This window comes from Dactylosporangium sp. NPDC005555, from assembly GCF_040605635.1.
Lineage (GTDB): Bacteria > Actinomycetota > Actinomycetes > Mycobacteriales > Micromonosporaceae > Dactylosporangium.
This window is the reverse complement of sequence record NZ_JBEXDG010000030.1, coordinates 1-13,814: the sequence shown is the minus strand read 5'-3', so window position 1 is coordinate 13,814 and position 13,814 is coordinate 1. Positions and strand designations below refer to the sequence as shown.

11 protein-coding genes and 1 pseudogene are annotated in these 13,814 nt (G+C 73.0%); 7 read left to right on the top strand and 5 right to left on the bottom strand.

The features are described from left to right. Positions 1-11: 11 nt before the first annotated feature. Entirely contained in the window at positions 12-713 is a 702-nt protein-coding gene (locus tag ABZS58_RS29545; protein WP_354786488.1) for a bifunctional nuclease domain-containing protein, read from the bottom strand. A 69-nt stretch (positions 714-782) separates the two neighbouring features. Continuing rightward, the gene (locus ABZS58_RS29540) at positions 783-1,571 is read right to left on the bottom strand and encodes a sporulation protein (protein WP_354786487.1); all 789 of its coding nucleotides are present in this window, start codon (positions 1,569-1,571) and stop codon (positions 783-785) included. 37 nt (positions 1,572-1,608) lie between these two features. On the opposite strand from ABZS58_RS29540, the gene ABZS58_RS29535 reads away from it, so the two are divergent. Further along, the gene (locus ABZS58_RS29535) at positions 1,609-2,016 is read left to right on the top strand and encodes a MerR family transcriptional regulator (protein ID WP_354786486.1); all 408 of its coding nucleotides are present in this window, start codon (positions 1,609-1,611) and stop codon (positions 2,014-2,016) included. 6 nt (positions 2,017-2,022) lie between these two features. Here ABZS58_RS29535 and ABZS58_RS29530 read toward each other — a convergent pair whose 3' ends face one another. After that, positions 2,023-2,664 (bottom strand): NAD(P)H-dependent oxidoreductase, encoded by a 642-nt coding sequence (locus ABZS58_RS29530; protein WP_354786485.1) that lies wholly within the window; start codon positions 2,662-2,664, stop codon positions 2,023-2,025. 95 nt (positions 2,665-2,759) lie between these two features. Here ABZS58_RS29530 and ABZS58_RS29525 point away from each other — a divergent pair, with 95 nt between their 5' ends. Both ABZS58_RS29525 and ABZS58_RS29520 read left to right on the top strand, forming a co-directional pair. After that, on the top strand, positions 2,760-3,299 hold the full coding sequence (locus tag ABZS58_RS29525; protein ID WP_354786484.1) for a MarR family winged helix-turn-helix transcriptional regulator: 540 nt from the start codon (positions 2,760-2,762) through the stop codon (positions 3,297-3,299). Positions 3,300-3,419: 120 nt separating this feature from the next. Continuing rightward, a complete protein-coding gene (locus ABZS58_RS29520; protein ID WP_354786483.1) occupies positions 3,420-4,853 on the top strand; it encodes a hypothetical protein in 1,434 nt (477 codons plus the stop codon). An 18-nt stretch (positions 4,854-4,871) separates the two neighbouring features. On the opposite strand, the gene ABZS58_RS29515 is transcribed toward ABZS58_RS29520, so the two are convergent. Beyond that, complete coding sequence (locus ABZS58_RS29515; RefSeq protein WP_354786482.1) at positions 4,872-5,435, bottom strand: TIGR03086 family metal-binding protein; 564 nt, start codon at positions 5,433-5,435, stop codon at positions 4,872-4,874. 64 nt (positions 5,436-5,499) lie between these two features. Here ABZS58_RS29515 and ABZS58_RS29510 point away from each other — a divergent pair, with 64 nt between their 5' ends. Next, positions 5,500-6,258 carry a helix-turn-helix domain-containing protein gene (locus tag ABZS58_RS29510; RefSeq protein WP_354786481.1) on the top strand — a complete coding sequence of 253 codons (759 nt, stop codon included), beginning with the start codon at positions 5,500-5,502 and terminating at the stop codon, positions 6,256-6,258. A gap of 114 nt (positions 6,259-6,372) precedes the next feature. Here the strand turns inward: ABZS58_RS29510 and ABZS58_RS29505 are convergent, their stop codons facing one another. After that, a complete protein-coding gene (locus tag ABZS58_RS29505) occupies positions 6,373-9,948 on the bottom strand; it encodes a fibronectin type III domain-containing protein (protein ID WP_354786480.1) in 3,576 nt (1,191 codons plus the stop codon). 174 nt (positions 9,949-10,122) lie between these two features. On the opposite strand from ABZS58_RS29505, the gene ABZS58_RS29500 reads away from it, so the two are divergent. The 3 genes and pseudogenes from ABZS58_RS29500 to ABZS58_RS29490 all read left to right on the top strand — a co-directional run. Continuing rightward, positions 10,123-11,310 carry a hypothetical protein gene (locus tag ABZS58_RS29500; protein ID WP_354786479.1) on the top strand — a complete coding sequence of 396 codons (1,188 nt, stop codon included), beginning with the start codon at positions 10,123-10,125 and terminating at the stop codon, positions 11,308-11,310. A 317-nt stretch (positions 11,311-11,627) separates the two neighbouring features. Beyond that, a complete protein-coding gene (locus tag ABZS58_RS29495) occupies positions 11,628-12,623 on the top strand; it encodes a hypothetical protein (protein ID WP_354786478.1) in 996 nt (331 codons plus the stop codon). 237 nt (positions 12,624-12,860) lie between these two features. Continuing rightward, positions 12,861-13,718: pseudogene (locus ABZS58_RS29490) on the top strand (IS256 family transposase); the annotation flags it as partial. Positions 13,719-13,814 lie beyond the last annotated feature (96 nt).

The window sequence follows — 13,814 nt, the reverse complement described above, 5'->3', positions numbered from 1 at the left end:
GCGGGGGACGGTCAGCGCAGCTGGTAGGACAGCGTGAACTTGCCGACCTGGACCTCGTCGCCGTCCTTCAGCGTGGCGCTCTTGACCCGCTCGCCGTTGACATACGTGCCGTTGAGGCTGCCCATGTCCAGGGTGGAGTAGCCGAAACCGCTCGGGTTGCGGTGGAACTCGACGTGCTTGCGCGACACCGTGTTGTCGTCGAGGACGATCTGGTTGGCGGAGTCGCGGCCGCAGCCGCAGATCTCGCCGTCGAGCGCGAACTCCGCGCCCGCCTCGGCGCCCTTGCGGATGAGCAGCGTCGCCCGGCCGGACGGCAGCTTCTCCATGTGCGCGGTCAGGTCGAGGGGCTGCGTGGCGCCCTCGGGCGCGGCGACGGACGCCTGCGACAGCAGCTCCTCGCTGGTCACGATCGGCACCCGCCAGTGGCGGGCGAGCGCGATCGCCTCCAGGGGCGCGGCCGGGACGCGGATGCCGTCGCCGAGCACGAGCTGGAACGGGCCGTGCGCGGCGACGACCTCGATCGCGCGCAGCGGGGCGCGCAGCGCGGTCAGCGCCCGCTGGAACAGCTCGGCGCTGACCGGCTCGACCATGTCACGCGGGCCACCCTCGACCGCGAACTCCAGGTGGCGGCCGGTCTGCTCGTCCTTCAGCAGCACCATCGGACGGCTCTGCCAGGTCTGAGCCCGCACACCAACGACGACGAGCTCTCGCATGCCCGGGCCTCCCGCGTCCGACGGTCAAACTGTGATGTGCCGCTAACGGTACCGGTCGGGTGCTTGCTTTCAGAAATGCCAGCCCCGGCGTTCCGTCGCCTGGCGCACCCAGCCCTCGACCTCGGCCGGCCAGTGGACCCCCGCGGCCTGGGCGTGACCGACCTGGAAGCGGCTGATCTGGTCGTGACCCTCGGTGATGAAGCCGCCGCGCTTGTCGAACTCGAGGATCACCGTCGTGCCGTGCGGGTCGGTGACGAAAGTGATCTCGACCTCGTTGACGCGGCTCGAGTACTGGTGTGCGGCGTAGAACTCGATCTCCTGGTAGAACGGCAGCGTCTGGTGCACCCCGTGGATGCGGCCACGCTCCAGGTCGGCGCCCTTGAACCGGAACCCGAGCTGGTTGAACGCGTCGAGGATCGCGCCCTGCACCGGCAGCGGGTGCACGTTGATCGGGTCCAGGTCGCCCTTGTCGAGCGCCCGGGCGACCTCGAGCTCGGTGCGCACGCCCATCGTCATGCCGTGCAGGCGCTGGCCGTACATGTGCGTGATCGGGGTCTCCCACGGCACCGGCAGCTGGAACGGCACCGCGTGCTGCTGGCCGGGTCCGAGGCGGAACCCACCGGTCAGCTGCTGGCGCTGGAACTCGACCGTCGCGTCATACTCGCTGTCGGCGCCCTCGACCTCGACGCGGGTCTGCAGCGCGACGTTGATCCGCTCGACCTCGACCTCGTGGTCGCCGCCGGCGAAACGGACCTGGCCCTGCACATATCCACCCGGCTGCACGTCCGGGCTGTCCAGGACGGTGTCGACGGTCGGGCCACCCACACCGAACGCGCGCTTCAGGCTCTTGAAGACCATTCGCGGAGACTAACACGCGACACTGTAGGGTTGGCTGGTGTCCAGACTGCTGCGGATCGGGGAGCTCGCGCACCTCGCGGGCGTGTCCACCCGCACCGTGGACTTCTACACGGGGCTCGGCCTGATCGAGCCGGCCGAGCGCACCGCGGGCAACTTCCGGCTCTACAGCTCCGACTGCGCCGACCGGATCGCCGCGATCAAGGCCCTGGAGGCCAACGGGGTCAGCCTGGCCGACATGGCCGGCGCCCTGGGCTCCGGCGGCGGCGACCTGGCCGGCGACCTTCCCGGGCAGTTGTCGCAGCTGCAGATCGACCTCGACACGCTCCGGGAGGCGGCCGCGCACTCCGGCCCGGCCGCCCACCAGCTGCTGCTCGCTCTCACCGCCCGGCTGCAGTCGCTGATCACCACCGCCATCGAGGTCACGGGCAACCTGCCCCCCATGTGACGCGGGTCAGACGCGGATCAGCTCCGCGACCCGTACACCGTGCGCGGCCGCCTGCTCGTGGCCGCTCCTCAACGACTGGGCGGCCAGGCCGCGCAGCGGCTCCATCGCGGGCGTGACCTCGGCGAGGGTCAGCTCCGCCTCGGCGACGTGCAGGTCGAGGCCCCACACCTCGCCGAACACGCGACGCAGGTAGGGCGTGACGTGGTCCCAGCCCTCCTTCGGGGTGCCCGGCCCGTAGCCACCGCCGCGGCTCAGCGCGAGGACCGCGGGCTTGCCGGCCAGGGGCTGGTCGCCGTGCAGGCCGAGCCTGGGGTGCAGCACGATCAGGTCGATCCAGTTCTTGACCTGCGCGGGCAGGTTCCAGTTGTACAGCGGCACCGCGAAGAGGAACGCGTCGGCGGCGAGCAGTTCGGCGCCGAGACGGTCCACGAGCTCGCGGGCCTCGTCGGCGGGCGGCGCGCCCGGGTCGACGGCGGCCCGGGCCAGGCTGCTCCACGCGTCGGCCGGCAGCGGCTGGACGCCCAGGTCGCGGCGGGTCACGACGGCGTCGTGGTGCTCGGCGAGCCAGGCCTGCTCGGCGGTGTCGGCGAGCGCGCGGCTGACGGATCCGGTGGTGCGGATGCTGGCGTCGAGACGGAACAGGTGCATGGAACTGACCCCCACTAGTGTTCGGCTGTCTTGAAGATAGTCTGCACAGCAGAACATCTTCCCGCAAGAGTGAGTGAGCCGCTTATCATTGCTGCATGACGCAGGCGCCGGAGGTTCGCGACGAGCTCCAGTCGGACCTCGGCTGGGCGCTCGGCGTCATGCTGCGGGCATATGCGAAGGGCGCCGCGCACGTCATCGCGGGCGTCCCCGGCGGCCCCCGCGGCTATCAGGTGCTCGCCGCCGCCGCGTCCGGCGCCGAGGGCACCCAGCTCGCCCTGGCCAACAAGCTCGGCGTCGACCGCACCGTCATGACCTACCTGCTCGACGACCTGGAGGAGGCCGGCCTCATCGAGCGCCGCCCCGACCCCGCCGACCGCCGGGCCCGGCGCATCGTCGCCACCGACGCCGGCCGCGCCACCATGTGCGAGCTGCAGGGCAAGCTCGCGCACGTCGAGTCCCGCATGCTCAGCGCCCTGGACGAGCCCGAGCGCGAGCTGTTCCGCTCGCTGCTGCGCAAGGCCGCCACCCGCGTCGACGAGCACGACCCCCTCGCCGACGCGTGCACCGTCGTCGACCAGTTCGCCGCCGACACCCCGCCCACCGCCCGCGCCCGCCGCCGCAAGGCCCAGGGTTAGGTGAGGGTTAGGTTTCGGGCGGTTCTGGCAACGTTCCGGTCTCATCAGGGCGTTTGAGGTCGTGAGGTCGGCATACTTGGGGCGGACCACCGGTCGAGCAGTGAGGAACCTCGGGTCGCGATGATGGTGCAACGCCGGTATCGGCTCGAGCGGCTGATCGGTGCGGGCTCCACCAGCGAGGTCTGGCAGGGCCACGACGAGCTCCTGCGGCGCCAGGTCGCGGTCCGCCTGCTGCGCGCCGACCGCGCCTGGCTGGCCGAGGTGTTCCTCGCCGAGGGCCGCGCCGCCGCCCGGCTCACCCACGCGGGAGTCGCCGCCGTCTACGACGTCGGGACCGTCGAGCTGCCCGACCGCGGCGACGTGCCGTATGTCGTCATGGAGTACATCGACGGCCCGACCATCGCCGACCGGCTCCTCGACGGCCCCCTCACCGCCGGCGAGGCCGCCCAGGTCGGCGCGGAGGTCGGCGCCGCCCTCGCCCACGCGCACGGCCAGTGGGTCACGCACGGCGCGCTCAGCGCCACGAAGGTCGCGCTCACCGACGTCGGCGCGAAGGTGTTCGGCTTCACCGACCGCCGCGGCGACGACCCGCACGACGTCAGCCTCGACGTGTACGCGCTGGGCGAGCTCCTCGGGTCCGCCCTGACGGTGGCGGACCTGCCCGACGACCTGGCCGCGGCCATCGGCCGGTGCCTGGACCCCGACCCGGTGCTGCGGCCCAGCAGCGACGAGGCGGCCCTGGCGTTCGCCCGGATCGCGGGCACCAGGGTGGACCTCCCCGCCTGGTACACGATGTCGGCCGGCGACGCCGCGGTGGGACCGGCCCCGTTGTCGCCCGCGCGGCGCGCGTCGGCGCTGCCGTTCTCCGTGCTGCCGTTCTCGGTCCGCCGCCCGTCGGCGCTGCCCCGGGCGTTCCCCCCGGTCCGCCTGCGCCGCGACCCCGCCGCCCCGCGTCCGCCGGCCGCGCCCCGGCCCTGGGTGCGGCCCGCCGGCGCGCACACCCGGACCGTCCTCGCCCGGCTGCCGTTCGGGGTGCAGTCCCGCTCCTCCGCGCACCTCAACGATGTGACCCTGGTCGATCTGCGCTCCTCCCGTGCCGCCCGCGGGCCGCACCCGGAGCAGCCGGCTCCCGGGCGCGGGCGGCGCTGGGCGATCCGGGCCGCGGTCGGGTCGGTCGTCGCCGGGATCGTGTCGTTCGCCGCGGTCGCCGTCCTCGGCCAGCCGCAGGCGGAGGGGCGGCCCCCGTCGAGCGGGACGCTGCAGACCGCCACCGCCGGCGCGAGCCCCGTCCCCTCCGTCACGACCCAGGCCCCGGCGCCGCCGGTGACGTCGACGTCGCCGGCCCCGCACACCCAGCCGGCGACCAGACCCCCGGCGACCCGGCCGGGCACCACCCGCCCGTCGACATCGGCGCCGGCGTCCGCGTCCACGTCGGCTTCGGCGTCCGCTTCGCCCTCGGCGTCCGAGTCACCGTCCGCGTCCCCGTCGGCCTCCCCGTCGGAGTCGGCGACCGTCTCCCCGGCCGCGTCCCCGGAGCCCTCCCCCGCCGAGTGACCGCCACGTCCCCGTCCGTCACGGGGTCCAGGACGGGTCCCGGCCGCTCAGGGCCAGGGCGCGGGCCAGGGGCGGCGCGGACGCCGGGACCCGGACCTCCGCGGCGTACACGCCCATCTCGCGGCCCATGCCGGCGGAGCGGGCGACCTCCTCGTACACCCGCAGCAGCACGACATCGTCGAAGTGCGGCTCGACGCCGGTGGCGCGGGCGAGGTCCCAGCCGTGCAGCACCAGCTCGCCGAGCACCATGCCGCCGACGAGATCGGCGGGCAGCTCCATCGGCCCGCCCATCCGCGTGACGCCCTCCCACGCCCCGGGGGCGGCCCACGCGGCGGCGGTCGCCTCGATCCGGGTCCGCAGCGGCGCCCGCCAGTCGCCGCCGGTCAGGTCGGTCTCCGGCCCCGGGTCCACCGCCTCCTTCCGGGCCGCCCCTTCCAGGGCGGGCGACCAGTGCAGCAGGTGGTTGACCAGCGCCCGCACGTCCCACCCCGCGCACGGCGTCGGCGCGCCGAGGTCGTCGATGCCGTCCACGATCTTCAAGGTCACCGGCGCGGCGACGCCGATCAGCAGATGTCCGTCCATCACCGCAACGGTAGGGTCCCCGCCGCGCCCGGTCTTGGACAAACGCGACGCTACCCTGGTCCTCGTGCGGGATCCGAGGGAGCTGGCCGGCGCGTGGTCGGCGTTCCAGCGGCACGGCTCCGCCCCACCGTCTCCGGCCCTGGACGGCGTCGTCGCCCGCTCCTGGTGGGCCACCTGGGACCTGACCGGGCAGCCGGACTACCGGCAGCTGCTGCCACCGTCGCCGAGCGTGCAGCTGACGTTTCCCACCGACGGCGAGCCGTTGCTGCGCGGCGTCCACCGCCGTCACTTCGCCCGGATCCTGTCGGGCGCCGGCGGGGTGCTCGGGGTCGCGTTCGTGCCCGGCGCGTTCCGCCGGTTCCTCGACGCGCCGGTGAGCTCCCTGACCGACCGGACCGTGCCCGCCGCCTCGGTCTTCGGCCCGCTTCCGCCGGTGCCGCCGGGAGACACCGCCACCGCCGACGCGTTCCTCGCGGCCCGCCTCCCACCACCCGATCCGACCGGTGACACCGTCGCCGTGTGGGTGCACCTGGCCGCCACCACCCCCGACCTGCGCCGCGTCGACGACTACGCGCCGGCGTGCGGCGTCGGCGTGCGGCAGTTGCAACGCCTGTTCGCCGAGCACGTCGGCGTCAGCCCGAAGTGGCTGCTGCGCCGCTTCCGGCTGCGGGAGGTCACCGACACCCTTGCCGCCGCGCCGGGCGCCCCGGTCGACTGGGCCGGCCTCGCCGCCGATCTCGGCTACGTCGACCAGGCCCACCTGAGCCGCGACTTCGCCGCCATGTTCGGCGAGCCCCCCACCACGTACGCCGCCCGCTACTGACAGCGCGGGCACGCAACGCGACCGCCGGCCGGACCCAGTGCGAGGTCCGGCCGGCGGCGTCTCCGGTCAGCGGCGTCTCCGGACAGCGGTGTTTCCGGACAGCGGTGTTTCCGGTCAGCGGCGGCGGAAGGGCAGGACGCGCAGCCGGTCGGTGAGCAGGTCGCTGCCCGCGGCCCGGGTCGTGGCACCGGCCACGATCAGGGCCAGGGCGGCCAGCAGCAGGAGTGTGACCGGCGGGCCGGTGACGGGCAGGCCACCACCGCCGGTGGCCGGCGTCGTGCCGCCGGGTGCTGCGGCGGCGCCGACCGTGACCTCCAGTTTGAGCACCCGCAGGGCGCCGGTCGGGTCGGTGCCCAGCGAGACGAACGTGTGCTCGCCGGTCAGGCCGGCCGGGACCGTCACCTGCTTGCTGAAGGAGCCCGTCGCGTCGGTGAGGGCGGTGCCCAGCGGGGTCGGGGTGGAGTAGACCACCAGCTGGACCCACGTCCGCGGCGCGAAGCCGGTGCCGACCAGGACGGTCGGCTGGCCCGCGCTCGGCAGCGAGGTGCCGGCGCTCGACCTGAGGTCGCCCTCGGTGGCCGCCGGCGGCACGGTCGCCGGGACCGTCACCGGCGCCGCCGGTGTCACCGCGACCGGCGCGCTGGCCGTCACGGCGCCCGCGGCCACCACCGCGGTCACCGTCACCTGGTAGGTGACCTTGTTGGTCGCGCCGGTCAGGGTGCGGCTCGTGACGGAGCCGCCGGTGACCGTCGCGGTGAGCGGTGCGCCCGTCGCGGGGGTCGCCGTCACGGTGTACCCGGTGACGGCGCCGGCCGGGTCGGGCACCGTCCACGTCACGTCGATCGTGGTGTCGCCGGGCACGACGGTCACGTCCGGTGCGGTGACCGCCGGCATCGAGACCGTCGCCGTGCCGGCCGGTGAGGTGCCCTTGGCGTTGGCCGCGGTCACCGAGACGGTGTAGCCGGCGCCGGGGGTACCGGCGAACCGGCAGGTCGTGGCGAGCGCCGACGCTGTGACGCAGTCGGGTGCGGCCGGGCCGGCGCCGGCGGAGCGGGCCACCGTCACCGTGTACGACGAGATCGCCGCGCCGCCGGTCTCCCCTGCGGTCCAGCTCACCCTGACCAGGTCGCCGGCGACCGAGGCGGTCACCGCCGGCGCGGCCGGGGCGGCGGCCTCGAGGGTCACCGAGGCGGTGCCGGCGGTCGAGGTGCCGGCGTTGTTCGTCGCCGTGACGGCGACGGCGTAGGTCGCGCCGGGCACCCCCGTGGTGGTGCAGGTCGTGCCGGTCGGGCTCGCCGGCGAGCAGGTCAGCGCGGTGGCCGGGGTGCCCTGCCGGGTGACGGTCACCTGGTACGCGGTGATCGCCGCCCCGCCGGTGGCGTTCGGGCTCCAGTTGACCGTGACGGTGGTGCCGGACGCCGCGGCGGTCACCGTCGGCGCGGCCGGGGCGACCGCGGCGGCGGTGACGGTGGCGGTGCCCGGGGTGGACGTGCCGGCGCTGTTCACCGCGGCGACCGCGACGTCGTAGGTCTCACCGGCCACGCCGGTCGCGGTGCAGCTGACCGGCGGCGTCGGCGCGCCGGCCGGCGGGGTGCAGGTCAGCGTCGGCGACATCGGCGCGCTCTGCGGGACCACCGTCACCACATAGCCGGCGATCGCCGCGCCACCGTTGAAGTTCGGCGTCCACGCGACCGTGATCACGCTGCCGGCGACCGTGGGCGTCACGGTCGGCGCCGACGGCGCCACCGCCGCCACCGTCGCCGTGGTGGTGCCGCCCAGGGACGTTCCGGCGCTGTTCGTCGCGGTGACGGCGACGTCGTAGACCGAGCCGGGCGCGCCCGTCGTGGTGCAGGTGGTGCCGGTCGGGGTGGCCGGGGCACAGGTCAGCACCGTCGCGGGCATGCCCTGCCTGGTGACGGTCACCTGGTACGCGGTGATCGCCGTCCCGCCGGTGGCGTTCGGGGTCCAGTTGACCGTGATCCCGGTGCCGGACACGACGGTGGTGGCCGACGGCGCGGCCGGAGCGACCGCCGCGACCGCGACCGTGGTGGTGCCGGCGGTGGAGGTGCCGGCGATGTTGACCGCGCCGACCGCGACGTCGTACGTCTCGCCGGGCACGCCGGTCGCGGTGCAGCCGACCGGTGGGGTGGGCGGGCCGGCCGGCGGGGTGCAGGTCAGCGTCGGCGACATCGGGGCACTCTGCGGGACCAGCGTCACCACGTAGCTGGTGATCGCCGCGCCGCCGTCGCCGCCGGGCGTCCAGCCGACGGTGATCGTGGTGCCTGCGGCCGACGCCGTCACGGTCGGCGCCGCGGGCGCGTCGGCGAGCACCGCCGTGGTGGTGCCGGCCAACGACGGGCCGGTGGCGTTGTAGCTGCGGACCTCGACCGAGTACGTGGCGCCGAAGACGCCGGTGACGGTGCACGACGATCCGCTGACCCAGCCGGCCGGGTCGCCGATCGAGGGCGGCGGCACGGCGACGCACGTGACGGGGACCGGGCCGCCGTCGGTCCGGTCGACCAGGACGGTGTGCCCGGTGATCCCGGTGGCGCCGGGCGCCTCGGTCCAGGTCACGGTGACGGTCGTGCCGCTGACCGTGGCCTGCGCGGCCGGCGCGACGGGCACCGGCGGGACGGTGACCGAGGTCGTCTGGAAGCTCGACCAGCCGACGCTGTTGTGGGCCCGCACCTTGATCTGGTACTGCGTGCCGCCCTGCCCGGTGAAGCCGCAGGAGTTGGCGGTGGCCGTGGTGCAGGGCACGGTGACCACCGGGTTGCTGCCGGACACCGTGGCCTCGACCTCGTAGGCGTCGATGCCGGTCTCACCGCTGGCGGGCAGGTAGTTGACCGTGATCGCCGTGCCGGTCCGGGCGGTCGACACCTGCGGCAGGCCGGGCACGGTCAGCAGCTGCGCCAGCCAGATCGCGCTGGCCCGGTACGAGCCGCCGACGTAGGCGTACACGAGCACCCGGTTGACCCCGGGGAAGATCAGGTTGGAGAACGTGCACGGGCTGACCGTGCAGGACAGGATGCCGTTGCCGTTGACGCTCACCAGGTACTCCGTGGCACCCGGCACCGAGGTCCAGGCGACCGTGAACGTCGTCGTGGTCTCGACGATCGAGGTGATGGTCGGCGACATCGCCGCGCCGACCCCGCCGGGGCTCGGTGTCGCCTCGACGGTCACCGAGTCGCGGGGCGCCGGGCGGCCCTTGCCGTGCCAGGGTGCGGGCGGCGGTGGCGGGGCTTCCAGGCTGGGCGCGGCCGGCCGCGCGTGGGTCGACAGCGTCCGCGCGAACCCGTGGACGGTCCTGCCCGCGGCGTCGCTGCCGGCGGCGTCGCCCGACGGGGACTTGGCGGCCGGGCTGCCTGCGCCGGCCCGCCCCTTCCGCACCTCGGCGCCGGCGGCCGCGCTGTTGCCTGCCGCGCTTTTGGTTGCCGTGCTCGTGCTTGCCGTGCTCTTGGCCGCCGTGCTCGTGCCGGCGGCGCCGGGCTTGCCGCTGCCGGATCTGCCAGGGCCCGGTGTCCCGCTGGGCTTGCCGGCGCGGGATTCGGCGTGCTCGCCGGTGCGTGGCGAAGGACCGGCGCTCGCCGTGCTCAGCGGGCCGCGGCCGGTGCCGCCGGGGTCCGCCGCGGCGGGTGCGGACAGCCCGATCAGTGCGAGCAATGACGCGGCGACGCATGCAGCCGCCAAACGATGCGATCGGAAGTTCGTCGGCGACATCATGCCCCTGGTCCTGATGCGATTTGGTTGATCTACTCCAGCGGGACGCTATGGCACCTGCACGACAAAATGCGTATTTCCGAAAAATCAGACTATTTTTCTTCACTGCAAGGGCGGCGCGGCTCGGCGTGTACAACAGACGCCATGGATGCGAAGCGGGCACAGGGAATCGGGTTCGCCGCGGCGATGGGCGCGGTGGCCGGTGCGGCCCTCGGCGCCCACCGCGGGCGGCGCGGCACGGTGACCGGAGCCCTGCTCGGCGCGGGTGCCCTCGCCGCCGTCGACGCCGTCGCCCGGGCCAGGCAGCGCCCGGGCGAGATCCCCGCGGTCTGGTCACGGATCGCGGCCAGCGGCGCCGTCGCCGCACCCGCCGGATGGGCGGCGGGCAAGGCGGGCGCGAGCTCCCTCGCCGTCGGGATCGCGAGCGGTGCGGCGGCCGGGGCGATGGGCATCCGGCCGCACAAGGTGGCGCTCGGGCCGGTCGTCGGCGCGGCCGTCGGGCTGGCGATGCGCGACCGGCCGCCGGCGCAGGTCGCGGCGGCGAGCGTCGTGGCGTTCCGGACCGTGTCGCAGCTGGTGTTCCGGGACCCGCAGGTCAGCCTCCTCGCCGAGCGGGTGCCGGCGGAGCGGCTGCCGTTCGTCGTGCCCCTCGAGGCCCGGACGCGGTACGTCGGGACCGGCTACGTGCGGGCCCTCGCGGAGGCGACCGGCGGCGAGTACCGCGAGGCGGCGCCCGACGTCGGGATCGTCGCGAGCCTCGACGCGATCGAGGGGCCCGGGTTCGACCCGTCGCGGGTGCACCCGCTGGTGCGGGAGTTCTACGAGCACACCACCAGGTTCACGCTCGACATCGTGCCCCGGTGGCGGACCTGGGTGCGGCCCGGGTATCTGCTGTACCGCACCCTCGTCGCCCGGCCGCTCGGGCAGGCGAACGTGCCGATGAACCCAGCGCGAGGCACAGCGTGGCGTCCGCAGCCGCATCGACACCGTCACCGTCGGCGGCGTCCAGACCCGCGGCTGGATCCGCAGCTTCGCCGAGGTCGCCGTCCTACCTCACCGCGGCACGCACCACGGGCCATCGACGCCATCTACGCAGCTCTGGCTGATGGCGCCTGGCTACCCATCCCGCCAGTCATCCTTGATGTCCGTACCTACTGCACCAGTGGCGGTGCTGGCGCGCATGCGTTTCTGTCACCTCTGTGCGACGCGCTACCAACGCCCGGCACGCCGCCACCGCTCATCGGAGCTCCACTGCTCGTGGACCACGGCAACCCAGACCTCATGATCAAACATGCCTTGTGGGTCAACGGTCTTCGAGGCACAGGTTTGTAGTAGGCCGCCATGTATACACATGCGGTTCGACGGCATCAGCGTGTACAACAGACGCCGTGGATGCCAAGCGGGTGCAAGCTGTCGGGTTCGCTGCGGCGATGGGAGCCCTGGCCGGCGCGACGCTCAGTGCACATCGAGGACCGCGTCATGCAGTCAAGGGGGCACTGCTCGGCGCCGCCGCTCTGGCGACCGTTGACGCGGCGGCCAGGGCCCGCCAGCGGCCAAACGAAATCCCCGCCGTCTGGTCCAGAATCGCCGCAAGCGGAGCACTGGCAGCGCCGATCGGATGGGTCGCCGGTAAGGCCGGTGCAAACCCGTTGGCCGTAGGTGTCGCCAGCGGCACGGTCGCCGGGGCGATGGGCGTCCGCCCGCAGAAGGTCGCACTCGGCCCAGTCGTCGGCCTCGCTGTCGGCACTGCGATGCGCAACCAGCCGCCAGCCCAGGTCGCGGCCGCGACCGTCATCGCGTTCCGCACCGTGTCACAGGTGCTGTTCCGAGAGCCACAGGTGGCACTCGTAGCGGACAAGGTACCCGCAGAACGGCTGCCGTTCGTGGTGCCGCTCGAGGCGCGTACCCGATACGTCGGCACCGGATACATCCGCGAACTCGCCGAAGCGACCGGCGGCACATACCAGGAGGCCACCCCCGATGTCGGCATCGTCGCCGACCTCGACGCCCTCGCCGGGCCGACGTTCGATCCAACCGCCGTCGCCCCGCTCGTGCGAGAGTTCTACGAGCACACCACCCGGTTCACCCTCGACATCGTGCCGCGGTGGCGCGCCTGGGTCCGACCCGGCTACCTGCTCTACCGCGCCCTGGTCGCCCGACCCCTCGGACAAGCGAACGTACCTATGAACCAACGGGAGGCACAACAGGGCGTACACAGCCGCATTGACACGATCACGGCGCCTGACAGTCCGGCTGTGTCGACCCGCGGCTGGATACGTAGCAACGCACTCACCGGGGAACCAATTTACGTGGGCATCTACACCACGTACCGGCACAACGACCGCGGCTACGTCAGCGTCGGCTTCCCACTCCCCCAGGCAAACTTCACCGCCACACTCGCACCCCAGCAGCGCGCCGACGGCGGGCTCCGCCTCACCAGCCGCGGCAGTGACGGGCAGACCGGGCACTACCTCAGCTACATCGACGCAAACACCCGCGACCTGACCACCCTCGCCGTCCACGGATTCACCGAAACCCTCGACGTCTACGTCAGCAACGGCGAGCTTTACGCCGACCACGCCTTCACACTGTTCGGCCTACCGTTCCTCACCCTCGAATACCGCATCACTCGCAAGCCGACATAGCCAACAAAGACAGAGCATCCAGCCGACTTGACCCTGCTATCTGCCGCCGTCGGCGAGTCCGGATCGCCGCCCGATCAAAGAACGCAACTGCTCCGCAACTGTCGTGACTACTGATCTCGGTACCGCAGCGTCCGCTTTGTTAGCCTCGGTCTTTCACTAACTGTTGATCAAGGCGCCTTGTCGGCGGGACTGTAATTTTAACGGTGTAACTCAGACAAAGAGGACACCGAGATGACGATGACCGCAGATCCTGATGTGCAGCCGCCGGCGAGAGGCGCCGACCTGGCGGGTCTGGTCGACGACGATCTGATCGCCCGGCTGGCTGGGCAGGCCCGGGCCCGGGGTGTGAGCCTGGTTGGTGAGGGCGGCCTGTTGCAGCAGCTGACGAAGCGGGTCCTGGAAGCCGCGCTGGAGGGCGAGATGGACTCGCATCTCGGCTCGGGCAAGCACGAACGTGCGGGGCGCACGTCGGGTAACGCGCGCAACGGTCGGCGGGCCAAGACGGTGCTGACCGAGGCCGGTCCGGTCGAGCTCGATGTGCCGCGGGACCGGGACGGGTCGTTCACGCCGCAGATCGTGCGGAAGCGGCAGCGGCGGCTGTCCGGTGTGGACGACCTGGTGCTGTCGTTGACCGCGAAAGGGCTCACGACCGGGGAGGTCTCGGCGCATCTGGCCGAGGTGTACGGCGCGGACGTGTCGAAGGAGACGATCTCCACGATCACCGACCGGGTCCTGGACTCGATGGGTGAGTGGCAGTCCAGGCCACTCGATCGGGTGTATCCGGTCGTGTTCATCGACGCGATCCAGGTCAAGATCCGCGATGGTCAGGTCGCAAACCGGCCGATCTACGTCGCCCTCGCCGTGACGGTGGACGGGCACCGCGACATCCTGGGCATGTGGGCCGGCGGTCACGGCGACGGTGAGGGCGCCAAGTTCTGGCTCCGTGTGTTGACCGAGATCCGCAACCGCGGCACCCAGGACGTGTGCATCGTCGTCTGCGACGGTCTGAAGGGCCTGCCCGACGCGGTCACCACCGTGTGGCCGAAGACGGTGGTGCAGACGTGCATCGTGCACCTGCTGCGCAACTCGTTCAAGTCTTGGCGTTTAACGTCTGGGTCTGGTTTGTCACCCTTTCTGGGGGACAACAGCGGGGCGGCCACCTGATCACTCTTTGAGGAAGAAGACGAATCT

Coding starts and splice junctions, on each gene's coding strand:
- ABZS58_RS29530 (WP_354786485.1), bottom strand. CDS start 2,664: ATGCACCTGTTCCGTCTCGACGCCAGCATCCGCACCACCGGATCCGTC.
- ABZS58_RS29545 (WP_354786488.1), bottom strand. CDS start 713: ATGCGAGAGCTCGTCGTCGTTGGTGTGCGGGCTCAGACCTGGCAGAGC.
- ABZS58_RS29520 (WP_354786483.1), top strand. CDS start 3,420: ATGATGGTGCAACGCCGGTATCGGCTCGAGCGGCTGATCGGTGCGGGC.
- ABZS58_RS29540 (WP_354786487.1), bottom strand. CDS start 1,571: ATGGTCTTCAAGAGCCTGAAGCGCGCGTTCGGTGTGGGTGGCCCGACC.
- ABZS58_RS29525 (WP_354786484.1), top strand. CDS start 2,760: ATGACGCAGGCGCCGGAGGTTCGCGACGAGCTCCAGTCGGACCTCGGC.
- ABZS58_RS29515 (WP_354786482.1), bottom strand. CDS start 5,435: ATGGACGGACATCTGCTGATCGGCGTCGCCGCGCCGGTGACCTTGAAG.
- ABZS58_RS29500 (WP_354786479.1), top strand. CDS start 10,123: ATGGATGCGAAGCGGGCACAGGGAATCGGGTTCGCCGCGGCGATGGGC.